16 protein-coding genes and 1 tRNA gene are annotated in these 19240 nt (G+C 70.7%); 5 read left to right on the top strand and 12 right to left on the bottom strand.

Going from position 1 to position 19240, the window contains the following annotated elements; translation table 11 throughout:
* Positions 1–53: 53 nt before the first annotated feature.
* From pdxT to pgsA, 6 genes are all read right to left on the bottom strand, one after another.
* A complete protein-coding gene (pdxT, locus tag AC068D_RS23190) occupies positions 54–644 on the bottom strand; it encodes a pyridoxal 5'-phosphate synthase glutaminase subunit PdxT (RefSeq protein WP_478824938.1) in 591 nt (196 codons plus the stop codon).
* A 6-nt stretch (positions 645–650) separates the two neighbouring features.
* Entirely contained in the window at positions 651–1577 is a 927-nt protein-coding gene (gene pdxS / locus AC068D_RS23185; RefSeq protein ID WP_478824937.1) for a pyridoxal 5'-phosphate synthase lyase subunit PdxS, read from the bottom strand.
* 105 nt (positions 1578–1682) lie between these two features.
* Positions 1683–2225, bottom strand: coding sequence for a hypothetical protein (locus AC068D_RS23180; RefSeq protein WP_478824936.1), 543 nt, complete (start codon positions 2223–2225; stop codon positions 1683–1685).
* A gap of 379 nt (positions 2226–2604) precedes the next feature.
* Complete coding sequence (locus AC068D_RS23175) at positions 2605–3765, bottom strand: glycosyltransferase family 4 protein (RefSeq protein ID WP_478824935.1); 1161 nt, start codon at positions 3763–3765, stop codon at positions 2605–2607.
* Positions 3762–4658, bottom strand: coding sequence for a phosphatidylinositol mannoside acyltransferase (locus tag AC068D_RS23170; protein ID WP_478824934.1), 897 nt, complete (start codon positions 4656–4658; stop codon positions 3762–3764). Before AC068D_RS23170 ends, AC068D_RS23175 begins: the two co-directional genes overlap by 4 nt.
* Positions 4655–5320 (bottom strand): phosphatidylinositol phosphate synthase, encoded by a 666-nt coding sequence (gene pgsA, locus AC068D_RS23165; protein WP_478824933.1) that lies wholly within the window; start codon positions 5318–5320, stop codon positions 4655–4657. Before pgsA ends, AC068D_RS23170 begins: the two co-directional genes overlap by 4 nt.
* Positions 5321–5576: 256 nt before the next feature.
* On the opposite strand from pgsA, the gene AC068D_RS23160 reads away from it, so the two are divergent.
* Entirely contained in the window at positions 5577–7781 is a 2205-nt protein-coding gene (locus tag AC068D_RS23160) for an elongation factor G-like protein EF-G2 (protein ID WP_478824932.1), read from the top strand.
* A 171-nt stretch (positions 7782–7952) separates the two neighbouring features.
* The gene (locus AC068D_RS23155) at positions 7953–9611 is read left to right on the top strand and encodes a hypothetical protein (protein WP_478824931.1); all 1659 of its coding nucleotides are present in this window, start codon (positions 7953–7955) and stop codon (positions 9609–9611) included.
* Between the two features lie 15 nt (positions 9612–9626).
* On the opposite strand, the gene AC068D_RS23150 is transcribed toward AC068D_RS23155, so the two are convergent.
* Entirely contained in the window at positions 9627–10187 is a 561-nt protein-coding gene (locus tag AC068D_RS23150) for an HIT family protein (RefSeq protein ID WP_478824930.1), read from the bottom strand.
* 67 nt (positions 10188–10254) lie between these two features.
* On the opposite strand from AC068D_RS23150, the gene AC068D_RS23145 reads away from it, so the two are divergent.
* Positions 10255–10923: a potassium channel family protein gene (locus tag AC068D_RS23145; RefSeq protein ID WP_478824929.1), complete on the top strand. Its 669-nt coding sequence runs from the start codon at positions 10255–10257 to the stop codon at positions 10921–10923.
* Positions 10924–11000: 77 nt separating this feature from the next.
* On the opposite strand, the gene thrS is transcribed toward AC068D_RS23145, so the two are convergent.
* From thrS to AC068D_RS23130, 3 genes are all read right to left on the bottom strand, one after another.
* On the bottom strand, positions 11001–12977 hold the full coding sequence (thrS, locus tag AC068D_RS23140; RefSeq protein WP_478824928.1) for a threonine--tRNA ligase: 1977 nt from the start codon (positions 12975–12977) through the stop codon (positions 11001–11003).
* 245 nt (positions 12978–13222) lie between these two features.
* The gene (locus tag AC068D_RS23135; RefSeq protein ID WP_478824927.1) at positions 13223–14491 is read right to left on the bottom strand and encodes a hypothetical protein; all 1269 of its coding nucleotides are present in this window, start codon (positions 14489–14491) and stop codon (positions 13223–13225) included.
* Entirely contained in the window at positions 14491–15054 is a 564-nt protein-coding gene (locus AC068D_RS23130) for a DUF4365 domain-containing protein (protein ID WP_478824926.1), read from the bottom strand. The genes AC068D_RS23135 and AC068D_RS23130 overlap by 1 nt, the downstream gene beginning before the upstream one ends.
* Positions 15055–15224: 170 nt before the next feature.
* Between AC068D_RS23130 and AC068D_RS23125 the strand changes: the two genes are divergently transcribed.
* On the top strand, positions 15225–15953 hold the full coding sequence (locus AC068D_RS23125) for an exonuclease domain-containing protein (RefSeq protein WP_478824925.1): 729 nt from the start codon (positions 15225–15227) through the stop codon (positions 15951–15953).
* 71 nt (positions 15954–16024) lie between these two features.
* On the opposite strand, the gene AC068D_RS23120 is transcribed toward AC068D_RS23125, so the two are convergent.
* Positions 16025–16096 (bottom strand) — tRNA-Val (locus AC068D_RS23120).
* Positions 16097–16135: 39 nt separating this feature from the next.
* Complete coding sequence (locus AC068D_RS23115) at positions 16136–16597, bottom strand: SRPBCC family protein (protein ID WP_478824924.1); 462 nt, start codon at positions 16595–16597, stop codon at positions 16136–16138.
* Between the two features lie 92 nt (positions 16598–16689).
* On the opposite strand from AC068D_RS23115, the gene AC068D_RS23110 reads away from it, so the two are divergent.
* Entirely contained in the window at positions 16690–19218 is a 2529-nt protein-coding gene (locus tag AC068D_RS23110) for an SCO7613 C-terminal domain-containing membrane protein (RefSeq protein ID WP_478824923.1), read from the top strand.
* Positions 19219–19240 lie beyond the last annotated feature (22 nt).

The following is a 19240-nucleotide window of genomic DNA, read 5'->3' as shown; positions in this document are numbered from 1 at the left end:
CCTTCGCGTAACCGATCCCTGCTGCGTTCGCCTGTGATCCTACCGGGATCGGATCAGTGCAGGGCGCGCACCATGTCGACGAACAGGGCGTGCACGCGGTGGTCGCCGGTCAGTTCCGGGTGGAACGACGTGGCGAGTGCGTTGCCCTGGCGTACGGCGACGATGTGGCCCTCGTGCTCGGCGAGCACCTCGGCCTCGGCACCCACGGACTCGACCCACGGGGCACGGATGAAGACGCCCTCGACGGGATCGCCGTCGATGCCCGTGACCGCGACGGCGGACTCGAAGGACTCGTTCTGCCGCCCGAAGGCATTGCGGCGGACGATCATGTCGATGCCACCGATGGTCTCCTGCCCCGAGCGGGGGTCGAGGATCTTCTCGGCGAGCATGATCAGACCGGCGCAGGTGCCGTAGACCGGCATGCCCGCGCGGACGCGCTCACGCAGCGGCTCCATCATGCCGAAGAGATGGGCCAGCTTGGAGATGGTGGTGGACTCGCCGCCCGGTATGACGAGGCCGTCGACCTCGGCGAGCTCCTCGGGGCGCCGGATCGGCCTGGCCACGGCGTCGGCCGCGGCCAGGGCGATCAGGTGCTCCCGTACGTCGCCCTGGAGCGCCAGGACACCGATGACGGGTGTGCTCATGAGTGACTACCAGCCGCGGTTCGCGTAGCGCTCGCCCTCGGGGAGGGTGTCGCAGTTGATGCCCACCATGGCCTCGCCCAGGTTGCGGGAGGCGTCCGCGATGATCTTCGGGTCGTCGTAGAAGGTGGTGGCCTTCACGATGGCCGCGGCACGCTTGGCCGGGTCGCCGGACTTGAAGATGCCGGAACCGACGAAGACGCCCTCGGCACCGAGCTGGCGCATCAGCGCGGCGTCGGCGGGGGTGGCGACACCACCGGCGGAGAACAGCACGACCGGCAGCTTGCCGAGCCGGGCGACCTCCTGCACGAGCTCGTACGGGGCGCGCAGTTCCTTGGCGGCGGCGTACAGCTCGTTGTTGTCGAAGCCGCGCAGCTTGGCGATCTCGTTCTTGATCTGGCGCAGGTGGCGGACGGCCTCGACGACGTTGCCGGTGCCGGCCTCGCCCTTCGAGCGGATCATGGCCGCGCCCTCGGCGATACGGCGCAGGGCCTCGCCCAGGTTGGTGGCGCCGCACACGAACGGGGTCGTGAACGCCCACTTGTCCGAGTGGTTGACCTCGTCGGCCGGGGTCAGGACCTCGGACTCGTCGATGTAGTCGACACCGAGCGACTGCAGCACCTGGGCCTCGACGAAGTGGCCGATCCGGGACTTGGCCATGACCGGGATGGAGACCGCGTCGATGATCTCCTCGATCATGTTCGGGTCGGACATCCGGGCCACGCCGCCGTCCTTGCGGATGTCGGCGGGAACGCGCTCCAGGGCCATGACGGCGACGGCGCCCGCGTCCTCGGCGATCTTGGCCTGCTCGGCGTTGACCACGTCCATGATCACGCCGCCCTTGAGCTGCTCGGCCATACCGCGCTTGACGCGCGCGGTGCCGGTCTCGGGGGTCTCGGGAGTGGTGGGAAGCGTGGTGGACACGATCGACCTCATTCGGTGACGACTGTTTCGATGCTCCGTCGAGGAAACAGGGCCGCACCAGGCCACTGCAAGGGCCAATGATGAGGCAGTGGCTCGTTTTGCGGTCCCGGTGACGAGTCAGGCGGGCCGGTCCGCCAGCGCCGTCGGCGGCTCGTCGTCCATCTCGAACGCCAGGGGGAACGGAGCGTGTCCTGCCAGTCTGAACCAGCGGACCTTGCGGTGCCTGCGCAGCGCCCGCGCGGCACGTACGGCATCGTTGTGGAAGCGCCGGGCCATGGGTACCCGCCGCACCGCCGCCGCAAGCTCGTCGGCGGCGTCGTCGCCGCCGGGTGCGTCCCGTACGGCCTCGACCTGCTCCGGTTCCCCGAAGACGGCCCGCAGCGCCTGGCTCAGCTCGCTCTCGGCGACCTCGCGATGCTCCTCGTCCGCCTGGCGGGCGGCGTGCGCGGCCTCGTACAGCACGATCGATGCAGCAGGATCGAGCACCCCCGAGGTGGCGAGCTCCTGGGTGACCGAGGCCCTGCGCAGCAGCTGTGCGTCCAGCGCGGCACGGGCGGCGTCGATCCGGGCGTGCAGGCGGTCGAGACGGCCGGCCGTCCAGCTCAGATAGAGGCCGGTCAGGACCAGCGCGACGAGGATCCAGATCAAGGTTGCGGTCACGGGCGGCAAGGCTACCGGTGCGCCTGCCGGGTCCTGCGCGGCGCGGTTCCGCTGGGCGGTGCGAGGCGGCGCCGTGTGCGGTAGGGGGTGGTCCGGTACCGGGTGGGGCTGCCGGGCTGACCGTCCTCAATCGCCGGACGGGCTCGGGGTGGTGGGGCGGGGCCCCGGGCTCGACTCCTCGGTGACCGGGGCCCTGTACCGCCTGGTGGGCGGCTCTGATTGCGCCGAAGTCCTGCGGGGTCGACCCTGCACGGCCCCGCCCCGGTGCGTGTCCGTACGCGGGCCGGTGGGTGTGATGCCCACAGGCGTCCGGCCCCCACCCCCGACTCGGGAGGGGGCGCGGAGCCGCGCATCGGACCCCGGACCGCCGCGCGACGGGTCAGTCGCGGGCCAGGCCGAAGCGTGCCATCAGGCCCGGCCTCTCCTCCGCCGCCACCGACGCCGCGCCGTCCGTCACCGTCTCGTACACGGCGAGAATGTCCGCGCCCACCGTCGACCAGTCGAAGCGCCGCACATGGGCGCTGCCCTTCGTCCGCAGCTCCTCGCGGCGCGCCGGGTCGCCCAGCAGCCGGATGGCCGCGTCGGACAGCGCGTCGGCGTCCTCGTTGGCGAAGAGTTCGCCGGCCGTGCCCTGGTCCAGCACCTGGGCGAATGCGTCCAGGTCGGAGGCCAGCACCGGTGCGCCCGCCGACAGTGCCTCGACCAGGATGATCCCGAAGCTCTCGCCACCGGTGTTGGGAGCGACGTAGACATCGACGCTGCGCAGCAGCCGTGCCTTGTCCTCGTCGCTCACCATGCCGAGGAACTCCACGCGCGACCGGAGCTCCGCGGGGAGCGAGGCAACGGCCTCCTCCTCGTCACCGCGGCCCGCGACCAGCAGGCGCGTGCCGGGCCGCTCCGCGAAGATCTTCGGCAGCGCCTTCATCAGCACCGGCAGGCCCTTGCGTGGCTCGTCGATGCGTCCGATGAACCCGATCGTCCCGTTCTGCCACTCGGGGCGCGGCTCGGCATCGGCGAAGAAGTCCACGTCGACGCCGTTCGGGATGACGACAGCGTCGCCTCCCAGGTGCTCGACGAGGGTCCGGCGTGCGTACTCGCTGACCGCGATGCGCGCGCTGATCTTCTCCAGTGCCGGCTGGAGGATCGGATACGCGGCGATCATGGCCCGCGACCGCGGATTGGACGTGTGGAAAGTGGCCACGATCGGCCCCTGGGCCGCCCAGCAGGACAGCAGTCCGAGGGAGGGCGATGTGGGTTCGTGGATGTGGATGACGTCGAACGTGCCGTCGTGCAGCCAGCGCCGTACCCGCGCCGCGGACAGAAAGCCGAAATTGAGCCGGGCGACCGAGCCGTTGTAGGGCACGGGCACGGCACGGCCGGCAGAGACGACGTACGGCGGCAGCGGTGTGTCGTCGTCCGCGGGGGCCAGCACCGACACCTGGTGGCCCAGCCGGATCAGATGCTCGGCCAGGTCCCTGATGTGGAACTGGACGCCGCCGGGGACGTCCCAGGAGTACGGGCAGACGATGCCGATCCTCACGTCTGCCGCTCCTCGAGGTCTGCGAGCCACAACCGCTGCAGCATGTGCCAGTCCTCCGGGTGGTCGGCGATTCCTGTGGCGAAGGCGTCCGCCAGCGTCTGTGTCATCACGGACGTCTTCTCTGCCCGGGTACCCGTTTCGGGTATGTCCACGGGCGGGTGGATGCGGCCCTTCATCACGGCGGTCTCGTCGTACCACAGCGTCACCGGGAACAGCAGCGCGCCGGTCTGCTGGGCGAGCAGTGCCGGGCCCGGGGGCATCCGGGCCGTCTCACCGAAGAACTTCACCTCGACGCCCGACTCGGACAGGTCACGGTCGGCGACCAGGCAGACCAGACCGCCGTCACGCAGCCGTCTGGCCAGCGTGCCGAACGCGGAACCACCGCTGTGCGGAAGTACCTCCATGCCGAGTGACTCGCGGTAGGCGACGAAGCGGTCGAACAGGGTCTCCGGCTTGAGGCGTTCGGCGACCGTGGTGAAGGGGATGCCCAGCGCGCGGGTGACCCAGACACCGGCGAGGTCGTAGTTGGCGAGGTGGGGCAGTGCGACTACGACTCCCCTGCCCGCGGCGACGCCCTCGGTGAGGCGGTGGACGTCCTCGATGACGACGCTCCGCCTCGCGCGCTCCTGGTCCCAGGCCGGCAGTCTGAAGGACTCCATCCAGTACCGCATGTACGAGCGCATACCGGCCCTGGACAGCTCGGCGAGGCGCTCGGGCCCGGCGTCGGGGACCACCCGGGCAAGATTGGACTCGAGGCGCAGCACACCCTTGCCGCGCCGCCTCCAGGCCGCGTCGGCAATGGTCCGGCCCAGCCGGGCCGCGACCGGCTCGGGGAGCTTCTTGACCGTGGACCAGCCGAGTCCGAACAGCGCGTCCGTCAGCCGTTCCTTCATGACGCCGCCCCGCTCCCGCCCGAGGACGCCGCGGCGTCCGCCTCGGCCGCCTCACGGCGTACCGTCACCACTCGCTGTCCCAGGGTCACCATGGACCCGACCGCCACGATCCAGAGCGCGATCGGCAGCAGGACCTGGACGCCGGGAACACCGAAGGTGTGGAGCCCGGCGAGGCCCGCGGCGACCAGGGAGATGACGAGCCGCTCGGCCCGTTCCACCAGCCCGTTCACCGCGACCGGCAGTCCGATCGACTCACCGCGCGCCTTCGTGTACGAAACGACCTGGCCGCTGGCCAGGCAGAAGATGGCCACGGCGCAGAGCACATTGTCGTCGCCCTTGCCCGCGTACCAGAGGGCGAACCCGCCGAAGATCGCCCCGTCCGCGACCCGGTCCAGCGTCGAGTCGAGGAAGGCTCCCCACCGGCTGGAGCTCCCCGCCTGCCGCGCCATGTTCCCGTCGACGAGGTCCGAGAAGACGAACAGCGTGATGACGATGGTCCCCCAAAAGAACTCTCCGCGGGGGAAGAAGACCAGTGCGCCGACCATGACTCCGGCCGTGCCCACGAGCGTGACCGCGTCGGGGCTCACCCCGCGGCGAAGCAGAAACGCGGCGAACGGTGTGAGGACACGCGTGAAAAACGCACGCGCGTACTTGTTCAGCATGGCCTTCCCGAGGGTTCGGTGGGCCGCGTGGCCCCTACGGCCACCGGCTGGCCCATCGTAGCCACGCCGGTCCTGCACCAGCGGACTCCCCCGGTCGCGTACGACGTATGGACGCACCATGACGGGAGTGGAAAGCTCGAAAGACCACCGCGGGCATTCGCCGGAGCAACCTCAGCCTCCGGCCGGGGGTCTCCCCATCACGGCCCCCGGGTCCGCGCCCTCACCTCACCGTGCAATCAGTCGGGAGGAACGAATCATGGGCGACAAGGCGAACGCACACCCCGGAGCCGCCGGCAGGGCTACGACGGCCGACCGGCCGACATCCGTACGGAATGTGGTGCTGGTCGGCCACAGTGGATCGGGCAAGACGACGTTGGTCGAGGCTCTCGCACTGGCCTCCGGAGCGGTCAACAGGGCCGGCCGGGTCGAGGACGGCGGCACGGTCTCTGACTACGACGAGATCGAGCACCGCCAGCAACGCTCCGTACAGCTCAGCCTCGTCCCGGTCGAATGGGGCGGCTACAAGATCAATCTGCTGGACACCCCCGGATACGCCGACTTCGTCGGGGAACTCAGGGCCGGTCTGCGAGCCGCGGACGCGGCCCTTTTCGTTGTCTCCGCGGCCCAGGAGGCCGACGCCGTCGCGGCGTCGACACGCACGGTGTGGGAGGAATGCGCCGCCGTCGGAATGCCCCGGGCGATCGTGGTCACACATCTGGAGACGGCACGTACGGGCTACGAGGAGCTGACCCGGGTCTGCGGGCAGATCTTCGGCGGCGACGACCCGGACGCCGTCCTGCCGCTCTATCTGCCGTTGCACGGCCCCGAGGCCGCCGACGGGCATGCGCCGGTGACCGGTCTGATGGGGCTGCTGTCGCAGAAGCTGTTCGACTACTCCGACGGCGAGCGCACGGAACAGGCCCCTGGCCCGGACCAGCTGCCGCTGATCGAGGAGGCACGGAACCGGCTCATCGAGGGGATCATCGCCGAGAGCGAGGACGAGACCCTCATGGACCGCTATCTGGGCGGCGAGGAGATCGACCTCAAGACGCTGATCGACGACCTGGAGAAGGCCGTCGCCCGCGGGGCCTTCCACCCCGTGCTGGCCGCGGCGCCCCCGACGAACGGTGGGAAGCAGGGGCTCGGCACCGTCGAGCTGCTGGAGCTGATCACCGGCGGGTTCCCGACCCCGCTGGAGCGGGAGGCACCCGCGGTGACCACACCCGACGGCAGGGCCCGTCCCGCGATCAGCTGCGACCCGGGCGGCCCGCTGGTGGCCGAGGTGGTGAGGACCGCGTCCGACCCCTACGTCGGACGCCTGTCGCTGGTCCGGGTGTTCTCGGGGACGCTGCGCCCCGACGAGACGGTGCATGTGTCCGGGCACGGTCTGGCGGACCGGGGTCACGAGGACCATGACGTCGACGAGCGCATCGGTGCGGTGACGTCCCCCTTCGGCAAGCAGCAGCGTACGGTCGCGGAGTGCATCGCGGGCGATCTCGCCTGTGTCGCAAAGCTGGCACGCGCCGAGACCGGGGACACGCTGTCCTCGAAGGACGATCCCCTGCTGATGGAGCCGTGGGCGATGCCGGACCCGCTGCTTCCGCTGGCCATCCAGGCGCACAGCAAGGCGGACGAGGACCGGCTCTCGCAAGGCCTCGCGCGGCTGGTCGCCGAGGACCCGACCATGCGTCTCGAGCAGAACCAGGACACCCATCAGGTGGTCCTGTGGTGCCTGGGCGAGGCCCATATGGACGTGGCGCTGGAGCGACTGCGCAGCCGGTACGGCGTCCAGGTCGACGTGGTCCCGCACAAGGTGTCGCTGCGGGAGACGTTCGGTGAGCGCTCGGCGGGCCGCGGGCGCCATGTGAAGCAGTCCGGCGGCCACGGCCAGTACGCGATCTGCGAGATCGAGGTCGAGCCGCTGCCGCCCGGCTCCGGTGTCGAGTTCGTCGACAAGGTCGTCGGAGGTGCGGTGCCGCGGCAGTTCATCCCGTCCGTCGAGAAGGGGATCAGGGCGCAGGCGGCGAAGGGCGTCGCGGCGGGCCACCCCCTGGTCGACATCCGGGTGACGCTGCTGGACGGCAAGGCGCACTCGGTGGACTCGTCCGACGCCGCGTTCCAGACAGCGGGTGCACTGGCGCTGCGCGAGGCGGCGGCCGACGTCCGGATCCATCTGCTGGAGCCGGTGGCAGAGGTACAGGTGATGGTGCCCGACGAGTACGTGGGACCGGTCATGAGCGATCTGTCCGGACGGCGCGGCCGGGTGATCGGAACCGAACAGGCGGGCCCCGGAAGGACGTTGGTGCGGGCCGAGGTACCGGAGATCGAGATCGGGCGGTACGCGGTCGATCTGCGGTCGATCTCCCACGGCACGGGCCGGTTCGACCGCTCCTACGCCCGTCATGAGGCGATGCCTCCACAGCTGGCCGACAAGATCCGCGAACAGGCGGAAGCCGGCTAGGAGTTGTGCGTGCCGCCCGCCGTACCCCCTTGCGGCGGGCGGCATTTCATGGTGATGAGGCGGACACGGCGCGTCCTCGATACGCTGGGGTGCCCAGCTCAGAAGGTGTGCGGGGCGCGGCAGTCGGGAACAGGTCGCAGAGCGGACGATTGCGGCGATGGGGGCGGTGCGGTGGCGGACCAGGCATTCGATTTCTCACCCGGGGCACAGATCCCGCTGCAGGGGGCGGCCGGTCAGACGGCGGCCACGCATGCGCTCGCCTCGGCCGCGTACCGGGACGGCAAGCTGGAGGACATCCTCAAGGCCAACAGCGAGTGGCACGAGTCCAAGGTGACCAAGCCCAAGATTTCGCTGTTCGAGCCGAATCTGGGTGAGGCGTTCTCGCGGGCGGTCCAGGTGCGCATGCTCGGCGGCGGCCGCAAGCCGCTGATCCAGTCGTTCGGCACCGAGCCGCAGGCCGTAGTCGAGCACGCGCTCGCGGCGACCCGGATCCGCAAGGAGCGGGACGCGAAGCTCACCGCGATCATGGCGGTGTTCGGGCTGCTCTTCCTGCCCGGGATGCTGCTCTGGATCGGTGTGTTCCAGCTGCGCCGGATGATCGCAGGGGCGAAAGACAAGAGGGTGGGCGCGCTCGGCGGGGCGCTGATGGCGGCGGTGGGCCTGCTGGCGGTGATCTTCCTGCTGAAGCTGCCGTTCAGCGGCTTCTGGGGGTACTACCTGCGCGGCATGATCGTCGCGCCGGTCATCGGGTGGCTGCTCGCCAAGCGGATCTGCGAGTCCACGGCCAAGGACATGCGCGAGCGCTGGGACAGCCTGCTGTCCGGTGGCGGCATCGGCGCGAAGGTTCCGGAGGCCGTGCCCGGCAATCCGAACGAGACCGCTGCGGAGCAGCTGCGCCAGGGGCTGGAACTGCTCACCGCGGAGCAGCACGCCAATTCGGTCTTCTACGCGGGCCCCAAGGGGATACTCGGCATGGGCACCCGCTGGGGAAGCTGGCAGCTCGCCGAGGAGCTGGTGGCGAAGGCACCCCACAAGGAGTTCCACCAGTTCCGCAGCTGGGACGTCATCAAGGTCATCCACGACCAGCTGACGCTGCTGCAGCGCGGGCCGCTGCACACGGGAGGTTTTCCGCCGCCCTCCGTGAAGCACTGGGTCGTGGTGCCGGTCGGTGAGAACGCGGCGGAGGTGGCCAGGCCGGAGGGCCAGGACGTGGACAACAAGTTCCAGGTCAGGCGCCATGAGATACAGCGCATCTGCGACCACCAGCAGTTCGGCAGCGGAAACCGCCACTATCTGGGCGTTCAGTTCACTCTGTGGGACGGCCAGCTGGTGATCACCATGATGATCACGGTCACGGTGCTCTTCGAGACGCTGCGCATCGAGGTGACCGGGCATGCGCTCGGCCCGGTCCACTCCCTCTTCACCACCAAGCCCGCGCCCAAGACGGTCGAGGTCGCCAAGACCGTCAGGTTCTGGGAGACCACCACCAGGCAACTGCCGCTGGTGGAGACTCCCGAGGTGGTGCGGCTGATGGTCCGGGCGCCGTTCACCTGGTATCCGCCGCTGCTGGACTTCCTGGGCGGAAAGCTGGTCCTGCCGGAGCCCTTCGGGCTGCGGCACGCGTGGGCGGACAAGCCCTGGCGGCATCGCTTCATGGCGGACGACGCCATGCGCGCGGCGACTCCCGTGCTGCGGGTGACGCATGCGGCCGCGATGAGGGTGCTTGAGGAGAACGGCGTGGACACCGAGCGCTTCAGCAACCGCTCCATGATCGTCAGCGGGTTGGTGCAGGACCCGTCGCCGCGCAAGGCCGATGTGTACGACGCGTGACCGCGCCGGCCGCACCTACGCGGCCGGCCAGGCGTCCGCGAGCATCTTCCGTGTGTCGGCGAGGAGTTGGGGCAGCACCTTGGTGTGGCCGACGACCGGCATGAAGTTGGTGTCGCCACCCCAGCGCGGCACGAGGTGCTGGTGCAGATGGGCGGCGATACCGGCCCCCGCGACCGAGCCCTGGTTCATTCCGATGTTGAAGCCGTGCGCACCGGAAGCCGTGCGCAGAGCCGTCATCGCCCGCTTGGTGAACGCGGCGAGCTCCGCCGTCTCAGCCTCGTCGAGGTCCGTGTAGTCGGCGACGTGCCGGTACGGCACCACCATCAGGTGCCCGCCGTTGTACGGATACAGATTGAGCACCGCGTAGACGCTCTCGCCACGCGCGATGACGAGTCCGTCCTCGTCGGACTTCGAGGGAATGGCGCAGAACGGGCAGCCGTCCTCGGCTCCCGGCCCGGTCGGCTTGTTCTCGCCCTGGATGTAGGCCATCCGGTGGGGCGTCCACAGACGCTGGAAGGCGTCCTGGATACCGACTCCGATCTGCTGCTCCGGCTCACTCGTCATGTGGTGCAGCATATGACTTCGCCCGTACGAAGCGTGTCGCCGGGGGCGGACCCGCCCGCCCCACGGCGATGCTGGGCCGATGGACGTCGACGACGCGGAAACCCCGCTCCAGCGCTGGGAGCAGCGCGTCGAGCTGCCCCTGTTCTGGGCCTCGCTGATCTTCCTGGCCGCGTATTCGGTACGAGTTCTGGCCGAGGACGTGGACCTGATCTGGCGGAATCTCGCGGCTGTGCTGCTGCTGGCGATGTGGCTGGTCTTCGCGGCCGACTACTGGGTGCGGCTGCGGTTGAGCGGTCAGCGGTTGCACCGGTTCCTGCGGACGCACTGGCTGGACACCGTGGTGCTGATCCTTCCTCTGCTGCGCCCGCTGCGGTTGCTCAAGGTCTACACGGCGGTGCAACGACGGCGGGCCCACCCACGGCTGAGCCTCTACACGCGGGTGATCGCGTACGCGGGCATGACGGCGGTTCTGCTGGGCTACTCCGGGGCTCTCACCGTCTACCAGGCGGAGCACTCGGCGCCGGGGGCGTCGATCCGTACCTTCGGCGACGCCGTGTGGTGGGCATGCGAGACGCTGACCACCGTCGGCTACGGGGACGTGACACCGGTGACCAGGCTGGGGCGGTTCATCGCGGTGGGGATGATGATGTGCGGGCTCGCCCTGCTGGGCGCGGTGACGGGGTCGTTCTCGTCCTGGCTGCTGCAGGTCTTCAGGCGCGAGGACGAGAAAGGGCCCCCGGGAGGATGATCCTCCCGGGGGCCCGGTACCCGGCGGGGACCACGGACCGTGTGTCCATGGGCCCGCCCGCGTCTGCGGGGACCGCGTCACACCTGTACGCGGCGCTCCACCACGTCGACGAGCTTGGCCAGCGCCTGGTCCCGCGGAACGCCGTTCTCCTGCGCACCGTCGCGGTACCGGAACGACACCGTGCCCGCGGCCATGTCCTCGTCACCGACGATGATCATGAATGGCACCTTCAGCTTCTGGTGGTTCCTGATCTTCTTCTGCATACGGTCGGACGAGGCGTCCACCTCGACCCGCAGCCCCTTCTTCTTCGCCTCGTCGGCGAACTCCTGCAGGTACGGCACATGGGCCTCGCCGACCGGGATGCCGACCGCCTGCACCGGGGCGAGCCACGCCGGGAACGCGCCCGCGTAGTGCTCGAGCAGCACCGCGAAGAACCGCTCGATGGAGCCGAACAGTGCGCGGTGGATCATGACCGGACGCTGCTTGGTGCCGTCGGGCGCGGTGTACTCGAGATCGAAGCGCTCCGGGAGGTTGAAGTCGACCTGGATGGTCGACATCTGCCAGGTGCGGCCGATGGCGTCCTTCGCCTGGACGGAGATCTTCGGGCCGTAGAACGCCGCACCGCCCGGGTCGGGGGTCAGCGGCAGCCCCTGCTTCTCGGCGGCCTTCCGCAGCACCTCGGTGGCTTCTTCCCAGACCTCGTCCGAGCCGACGAACTTCTCCGGGTCCTTGGTGGACAGCTCCAGATAGAAGTCGGTCAGACCGTAGTCACGCAGCAGGTCCAGCACGAAGGTCAGCAGCGAGTCGAGCTCGTCCGCCATCTGCTCCTTCGTGCAGTAGATGTGCGCGTCGTCCTGGGTGAAGCCGCGGGCCCGGGTGAGGCCGTGCACGACGCCGGACTTCTCGTACCGGTACACGGTCCCGAACTCGAAGAGTCGCAGCGGCAGTTCACGGTAGGAACGCCCGCGCGCATCGAAGATCAGGTTGTGCATCGGGCAGTTCATGGGCTTGAGGTAGTAGTCCACGCCCTCGTCGAGCTGCATGGGGGGGTACATGCCCTCGGCGTACCAGTCCAGGTGGCCGCTCTTCTCGAAGAGCTTCCCCTTGGTGGCGTGCGGGGTGTAGACGAACTCGTAGCCCGCCTCCTCGTGTCGGCGCCGGGAGTAGTCCTCCATGGCCCGGCGGATGATTCCACCCCTGGGGTGGAAGACGGCGAGGCCGGAGCCGATCTCGTCCGGGATGGAGAACAGGTCCAGTTCGGAGCCGAGCTTGCGGTGGTCACGCTTCTCGGCCTCGGCCAGGAAGTCGAGATGCGCCTTGAGCTCGTCCTTGGACGGCCAGGCGGTGCCGTAGATCCGCTGCAGCATCGGGTTCTTCTCACTGCCGCGCCAGTAGGCGGCGGCGTTGCGCATGAGCTTGAACGCAGGGATGTTGCGGGTGGTGGGCAGGTGGGGACCCCGGCAGAGGTCCTTCCAGCAGAGCTCGCCGGTCTTCGCGTCGAGGTTGTCGTAGATGGTCAGCTCGCCGCCGCCGACCTCGACGTTCGCGCCGTCGTCGGTCGACGCCGACCCCTTGATGCCGATGAGCTCCAGCTTGTACGGCTCGGCGGCGAGCTCCTCGCGGGCGGCCTCGTCGGTGACGACGCGCCGGGAGAAGCGCTGACCGCGCTTCTGGATCTCCTGCATCTTCTTCTCGATGGTCTTGAGATCCTCGGGGGTGAACGGCTTCTCGACGTCGAAGTCGTAGTAGAAGCCGTCCTTGACCGGCGGGCCGATGCCGAGCTTGGCCTCCGGGAACAGTTCCTGCACTGCCTGCGCCATGACGTGCGCGGTGGAGTGCCGCAGGATGTTGAGACCGTCCTGGGAGGAGATCTCGACCGGCTCGACCTCCTCGCCGTCCTTCACCTCGTGGGCGAGGTCCCTGAGCTCCCCGGCGACGCGCGCTGCGATGACGGTGCGCTCTCCGGCGAAGAGCTCCGCCGCCGTAGTGCCCGTGGTCACCACGCGCTCTTCCCGCTCGGAATCGCGTTGGATGATCACACGGACGTCTGACACCGGTCTCTCCTGCCTGATGGGGAAACGCACGCCGACAAGGTGCGCACGCAATAGGCCATGCTACCGAGCCGGAGAGCCCGGCTGCGAAACGGTTTGCACGCACTCCCCGGGTCACGCGCACCGGATCGGCCCTTCCGGCGGACGAGGCCGCCCGGGCCGGATCGCCGCCCGGCCGGACAGCCCGGCGTGAACGCCGTGCGCGTGCCCCGGCGGTGGCGGCAGCAGCACCGTGCGGACGGGCCCCGTCAGTCCTCCCCGCCCCAGGCGTCCTCGAAGAAGTCGAGGTTCTCGTGCAGCGCCTTCATCAGCCGGTCGCGTTCCGTGTCGTCGACCTGGACCGGCACCACACCCGTCGCGTCGCTGAGGCGGCGGAAGCCGCCGCGGCTCTCCAGGCGGCCTATCACGCGGATGGGGAGACCGACCAGGTGGGCATGGCCGGCGGTGCGGTAGGACTCCTCGTCGAGGACCGCGCGGACATGGGGTACCTCCGCCCCCGCCAGGACGCGCAGCCGTACGGTGCCCTGACCCCGCGTACCCGAACGCCGCATCCGCACCACCGCGCCGGTGATACGGACAGGGACCGAGGGTTCCTCGCGCAGATAGCGGGCGCCCGCCTCGCGAAGGGCCGGCAGATCGCCCGGGGAGAACTCGACGGGCTCCGGTCGGGCTGCACAGCCTTCGGGAACCCCGGCCGACGGTGACCAGGCCAGGGCGACACGGGCACCCTCGGTACCACGCACCAGCGCCACGACCGCCTCGGTCAGCTCACGGCTCACCCCTGCCCCGACGGCCGTGTCGAAGGCCTCCATCCCTCCGGTGGTCCGCTGGTAGTCGACCGCCTCGCGGGTGGCGTGCAGTGCGTGGTGCAGTCTGACCGCGACGGACCTGCCCGTCTCCACCGGCACGAATGCGGTGAGCCCGCGCCCGCCCGGTGCCGGACCGACCAGAATGCCGTCGAGGGCCGCGAGCGCCTGCCGCCGGTGCCGGGCCCCGTAGTAGCCGGCGCGACCGCGCGCCGCGAGGGCGCCGGCGAGCAGCAGCTGCCGGGCCGCCGACCGCAGCTGTTCCTGCACGGTCCAGGCGGCCGCGCCCGACGGCCCCTGCGGCACGTCCCGCCACCAGCGGATCTCGTCGCTGGGGACGGCGAGCCCGACCAGCACCTCGCGGGCCGAGGGCACGGCCGACCGGGCGAGTGCCGTGAGTGCCTCGCCGAGCAGGTCCTCGCAGTCCGGGAACGCCCGGCTCTCGGGTACGAGCAGACTCGTGCCCCCGGCGGCCGGCCCCGGCGGGGTCCAGCGTGTGTATCTCCCCGCCGCGCCGCCGCGCCTGCGCCATCCGTGCCGGTCGAGGAGTGCGCCCAGCACGACGGGATCGACGTGCGCCGGGTCCGGCCCCTCGTTTCCGTGCCAGGGCGCCGGCGCATCGGCCGGGAAGGGCAGGGGGACCGGCTGCGGGTGCACAGGCGGGTGCGAACCGGCGCCCGGCTGCAGGGGTTCGTCGATGGGGCGGTGCATCACGGTCTCCCTCCCACCCCGACCCGGGTCATGATCTCGCAGAGCGCCCGGTCGTCGAAGATGCGCGAGGTCGGGATGCGAACGGTGGTCCTGCGCCGGCCCGTCACCGGGTGGCCCGCCAGGTTGGTCCAGTAGCAGCAGTGCCGCAGGTCCAGTCGGTCGTGGCCGGCCCGCAGCCACTCCTCCCTCGTCCTCGGCACGATCATCACGACGAGGATCTTGTGCACCGACACCGGTGTCCGGGCCAGCTTCACCAGATGCTCGTTGTCGAGCGTGAAGGAGAACGCGGGCCCCGGCGGGTGCGGCGGGATCTGATAGGTCGCCTTCAGCTGCACCTTGATGGTGACTTCGTCGTCGACGGTGTGTCCGGGTGCGCTGTGGCTGACGTGCCAGTCGATCCCGTTGTCCGGGAACGGCTGGGACAGCGAGCAGCCCGCGGCGGCCGCGACCGCGTGCAGATACCCCACCTGGAGTGTCTCCATGCAGGCGGTGGTGGCGAGTGCTCCGCGCAGCGGTACGGTCCGCTCGGGCAGCGCACCCGGTTCGGGCTGCGCGAGCGCCATGGCTCCGTCTGCCTTCCGGGCTATGCCGATGATTTCCCGTGACGAGCCGTCAATCCCGCGCCCCGTCATCTCTGTTGTCACCCGGTTGCGTACCGCGCAAACAGGGCGGGTATCACCGATTCGGGCAGGGGGATCACACCATCTGCCAGGCATGGGCGAGGAGTTCGGGGATGACGCACTGGTATGAGGGGCCCCTGGCCGCATTTGACACCGAGACAACGGGAGTGGACGTCGAGGAGGACCGGATCGTCTCCGCGGCGCTGGTCGTCCAGGATTCGGCGGGAGGCCGTGCACGTGTCACCGCCTGGCTGGTCAATCCGGGCATCCCGGTGCCCGCCGAGGCCACGGCCGTGCACGGACTGACGGATGAGCATCTGCAGCACAACGGTCGCTGGCCCGCCCCGGTGATGGAGGAGATAGGCCGGGCGCTCGCCGAGCAGTGCGCCGCGGGCAGGCCGCTCGTGGTGATGAACGCGCCGTTCGACCTGACGCTGCTCGACCGCGAACTGCGCCGCCACCGGGCCTCGTCGCTGGCGCACTATCTGGAGAACGTGCCGATCTGCGTCCTGGACCCGCGGGTTCTCGACAAGCATCTGGACCGCTACCGCAAGGGCAGGCGCACGCTCACGGACCTCTGCGCGCAGTACGGGGTCACCTTGGACGGGGCTCATGACGCGGCGTCCGATGCGCAGGCGGCGCTCGAGGTGGTACGTGCGGTGGGGAGGCGTTTCACCTCTCGGCTCGAGCGGCTCTCACCACCGGAGCTGCACACCCTTCAGGCGGTGTGGCACGCAGCGCAGGCCCGGGGCCTGCAGGCGTGGTTCGCGCGCAACGGCTCAGACGAGTCGGTGGACCCGGCGTGGCCGCTGCGACCGGAACTCCCCGCCCAGGCGGCCTGATCGGCTGTCTCATCGACGACGCCAGGGAACAAGCAAGGCCGGTCCGTCGATGACGGACCGGCCTCTCCCGGTGGGCGATACTGGGTTCGAACCAGTGACCTCTTCGGTGTGAACGAAGCGCTCTCCCACTGAGCTAATCGCCCGGGAACGCACTGAACCATACAGGTACCGCCGGGTTTCCTTCAAACTCCCTTCGGGCCCCCCGCCAGATAGGCCCCGAGCCCGCGTCGCCCCGCCCGCATCATCAGGGCGTGGTTCGCGAGGAAGACGGGACGCCCGGGCAGGGCCAGCCGCCGCATCAGCGGGCGGAGCACCTCCACTTCCTGGTCGTAGCGGACCCGGGTACCGCCGCCTGCCGTCGGGGTCACGGTCCAGCGTGCCCAGCCGGCGAGATCACCCGCCAGCTCCACCTCCAGCACCCGGGATTCGGGGTCCCTGAAGCGTTCCCGCGCGCTGACGACGAGGTCGTACGGGAGGATCGAGCGGAAGCGGGCGACTCCGCTGCCGTCGGGGAGGACGGTCACCTGGCGGACCTGGGGCCACCAGCGCGGGTAGAGCTCGGGGCGTTCCAGCACGGCGAACACGACGGAGGGCGGGGAGGGCAGTTCCCAGACGCTCCGGAAGCGGTAGTGGTGCCAGTCCATGCTCCGAGTCTGGGCCCGCCGGGGAGTACTCATGCAGGATCTGAGTACGTGCGCGCATATCGAACCGATGTGTCGCGCACCACACTGCTCGCATGGACAACGTACTGCCGCCCGGCGAGGAACTGCGGATCCTCGACGGTGAGCTGGCTCAACTCGATGCACGGCGAGCCCAGTTGATGGCCCGCAGGGCCTGGCTGGTGCAGACGCTGGGAGCTCTGCATGCGCAGGCCGCGGGAGTCACGGGCCCCATGGGTCCCGGCCGTGCCCCGGGCGTCGCATGGCCTTCCCGTCCCGCCCCCGAGACCTCGCCGCCGAGCGCGCAGAATGTGCTGCTCAGCCTGGGCGGCATCCTGCTGGCGATCGCCGCCGTCGCCTTCACCCTGGTCAGCTGGGGTCATATGGGCATCGGTGGGCGGTCCCTGGTGCTCGGTGCGGTGACTGTGGCGGCTCTGGCGACGCCGGTCCTGCTGCTGCGGCGCAAACTGACGTCGACCGCCGAGTCGGTGGCGGCGCTCGGTCTGGTCCTCATGGTCCTCGACGCATACGCCCTGCGTCGCGCGGTGCTGCCGGACACCCATGCCGTGGGATACGCGGCCGCCGCGTCCGGCGTACTCGCCGCGCTCTGGGCGGCGTACGGCACGGCGCTCGGCAGGCTGCGCATCCCCCTTCCGGTCGCCGTGGTCACCGCGCAACTCCCGCTGCCGCTCTGGGCACTGGCGTCGGATGCGAGTGCCTGGGTCATCGCCTGGGCGACGCTGCTGACCGCCGCGGGTGATGTCGCGATCGCGATCGCCGCGAGGACGGCGGGGGTGCGGGCACTCGCCGCCGCGGGGGCGGTCGTGACCGGCGGCTGGTCCCTGCTGGCGGGCCTCTGGCTCTCGGTCACGGCGGGCACCACGGCCGGTGCGTTCGAGCCGGCCCTGCTGCTCCTGGCCGCGGCGACCCTGGCCCTGTGTGCCGCGTGGCGTGTGCCGTCTGCCGCGCCAGTAACAGCCGCGGTGGCGGGTCTGGCCGCGATCGCGGCCATCGGCGGAGTGGTCCGCGCATCGGTGCCCGCGGACTGGGCGGTGCCCGGCTATCTGCTCTGCGCACTCGCACTGTTCCCGGTCGTACGGATGCCGGCGCCGCGAGGGATCGTGATCGGCCTGGCCACGGCATCGGGGCTGGTCCACGCTGCGGCGACCGTCTGGGCCCTGCCGCTGGTCGCCGCCACGCTCCTGTACCCGGCGGCCTTCGCCGACGGCGTCTGGTCGGGCGTGGCAGACACGGCAGGGGTCCTGCCGGGCATGTCCGCCTCACCGCTGGTCCTGACCGTCGTTGCCGCTGCGCTGTGGACTGCACCTCGCGCCGTCCCGGCCGTCACGCTTCCCCGTGAGGCCATGACCTGCGCGGCGGTCGGCCTCGCTTGGTGCGCGGCGTTCACGGCACCCACGGCCCTGGCCCTGCCCTACGCGGCCACGCTCACGGTCCAGCTGGTGGTGGTGACGGCTGCCCTGGCGGTCCCGGTCCTGACCGGCCGCACCGCACCGGCCGCCGGGACCGGCACGGGCCCGGGCACGGGAGCCGAGGCCAGCAAGGACACAGGCACGGACGGGGCGTCCACCGCCCGCGTCGGCGGCCCCGGAGTCGCCACGGACGGCCGGGGTAGCGGCATACGGAGTGCCGTCGCCGTCACGGCTCTCGGCTGCGGACTGGCCGGCGCGCTGAGCGTCGTCCTGCTGGGGCTGGCCGTCCGGCCTGCCACGTTCACCGTGCTCGGCGTACTGGCGGCCGCATGCGCCGCCGCATCGCTCGCGGGAAGGGGAGTCGTCCAGGCCGTGCAGGCGTGCGCCACCGCCGTGTGGACCGCGGGGCTGACCGGGGCGACCGCGGCGGCCGCCGGGCTGACCGCACCCCAGGCGGGGCTCGCGCTCCTGACCGTGCCTGCCGCCACCGCGCTGCTCGCGGCACGGCTGAGGAGTCATCCAGTCGCCCTCCCGGTCGAGCTCACGGGCGCGGCGGCCGCATGCGTCGCGGTCGCCCTGGCGCTGCCGGACGCTCCCACCCTCGCCCTGGTGCTGGCTCTCGCGGGCGTCGTCGCCGCGGGCACCGCGGTGCGGCCCGAACGGCGCCCCGTCGCGGGGTGTGCGGCCGCCGTGCTGTTCGTGGCCGCCACCTGGGTGCGGCTCATCGCCTCGGACGTGTCGGTGCCCGAGGCGTACACCCTGCCGGTGACCATTCCGGCGCTGGCCGTCGGACTGCTGCGCCGCCGCCGCGACGCGGAGGCCTCCTCCTGGACGGCCTACGGACCCGGCCTGGCCGCGACCCTGGTACCGAGCCTCTTCACCGCCTGGGGCGACGCTCACTGGCTGCGCCCGCTGCTCCTGGGCGTGGCCGCGCTCGCGATCACCCTCGTGGGCTCCCGGCTGCGCCTTCAGGCGCTGCTCGTCCTCGGCGGACTGGTCCTCGCACTGGACGCACTGCACGAGCTGGCCCCGTATGTCGTCCAGGTCGTCGGCGCCCTTCCCCGCTGGCTGCCGCCCGCCCTCGCCGGCCTGCTTCTCCTGGCGGTCGGGGCGACGTACGAACAGCGTCTGCGCGATGCCCGCAGACTGCGGGACACGCTGAGCCGGATGCGCTGAGGTGGCTTGAGGCGTCGCGCCG

Source organism: Streptomyces sp. NPDC043861 (genome assembly GCF_056435905.1).
The sequence above is the reverse complement of the archived record's forward strand: the minus strand, read 5'-3'. Positions and strand labels throughout refer to the sequence as shown.

Bases quoted from the DNA above. Each gene is read 5' to 3' on its own strand.
- pdxT (WP_478824938.1), bottom strand. From the start codon at position 644: ATGAGCACACCCGTCATCGGTGTCCTGGCGCTCCAGGGCGACGTACGG.
- pdxS (WP_478824937.1), bottom strand. From the start codon at position 1,577: ATGAGGTCGATCGTGTCCACCACGCTTCCCACCACTCCCGAGACCCCC.
- AC068D_RS23170 (WP_478824934.1), bottom strand. From the start codon at position 4,658: ATGAAGGAACGGCTGACGGACGCGCTGTTCGGACTCGGCTGGTCCACG.
- pgsA (WP_478824933.1), bottom strand. From the start codon at position 5,320: ATGCTGAACAAGTACGCGCGTGCGTTTTTCACGCGTGTCCTCACACCG.
- AC068D_RS23160 (WP_478824932.1), top strand. From the start codon at position 5,577: ATGGGCGACAAGGCGAACGCACACCCCGGAGCCGCCGGCAGGGCTACG.
- AC068D_RS23150 (WP_478824930.1), bottom strand. From the start codon at position 10,187: ATGCTGCACCACATGACGAGTGAGCCGGAGCAGCAGATCGGAGTCGGT.
- AC068D_RS23145 (WP_478824929.1), top strand. From the start codon at position 10,255: ATGGACGTCGACGACGCGGAAACCCCGCTCCAGCGCTGGGAGCAGCGC.
- AC068D_RS23135 (WP_478824927.1), bottom strand. From the start codon at position 14,491: ATGCACCGCCCCATCGACGAACCCCTGCAGCCGGGCGCCGGTTCGCAC.
- AC068D_RS23130 (WP_478824926.1), bottom strand. From the start codon at position 15,054: ATGGCGCTCGCGCAGCCCGAACCGGGTGCGCTGCCCGAGCGGACCGTA.
- AC068D_RS23125 (WP_478824925.1), top strand. From the start codon at position 15,225: ATGACGCACTGGTATGAGGGGCCCCTGGCCGCATTTGACACCGAGACA.
- AC068D_RS23115 (WP_478824924.1), bottom strand. From the start codon at position 16,597: ATGGACTGGCACCACTACCGCTTCCGGAGCGTCTGGGAACTGCCCTCC.
- AC068D_RS23110 (WP_478824923.1), top strand. From the start codon at position 16,690: ATGGACAACGTACTGCCGCCCGGCGAGGAACTGCGGATCCTCGACGGT.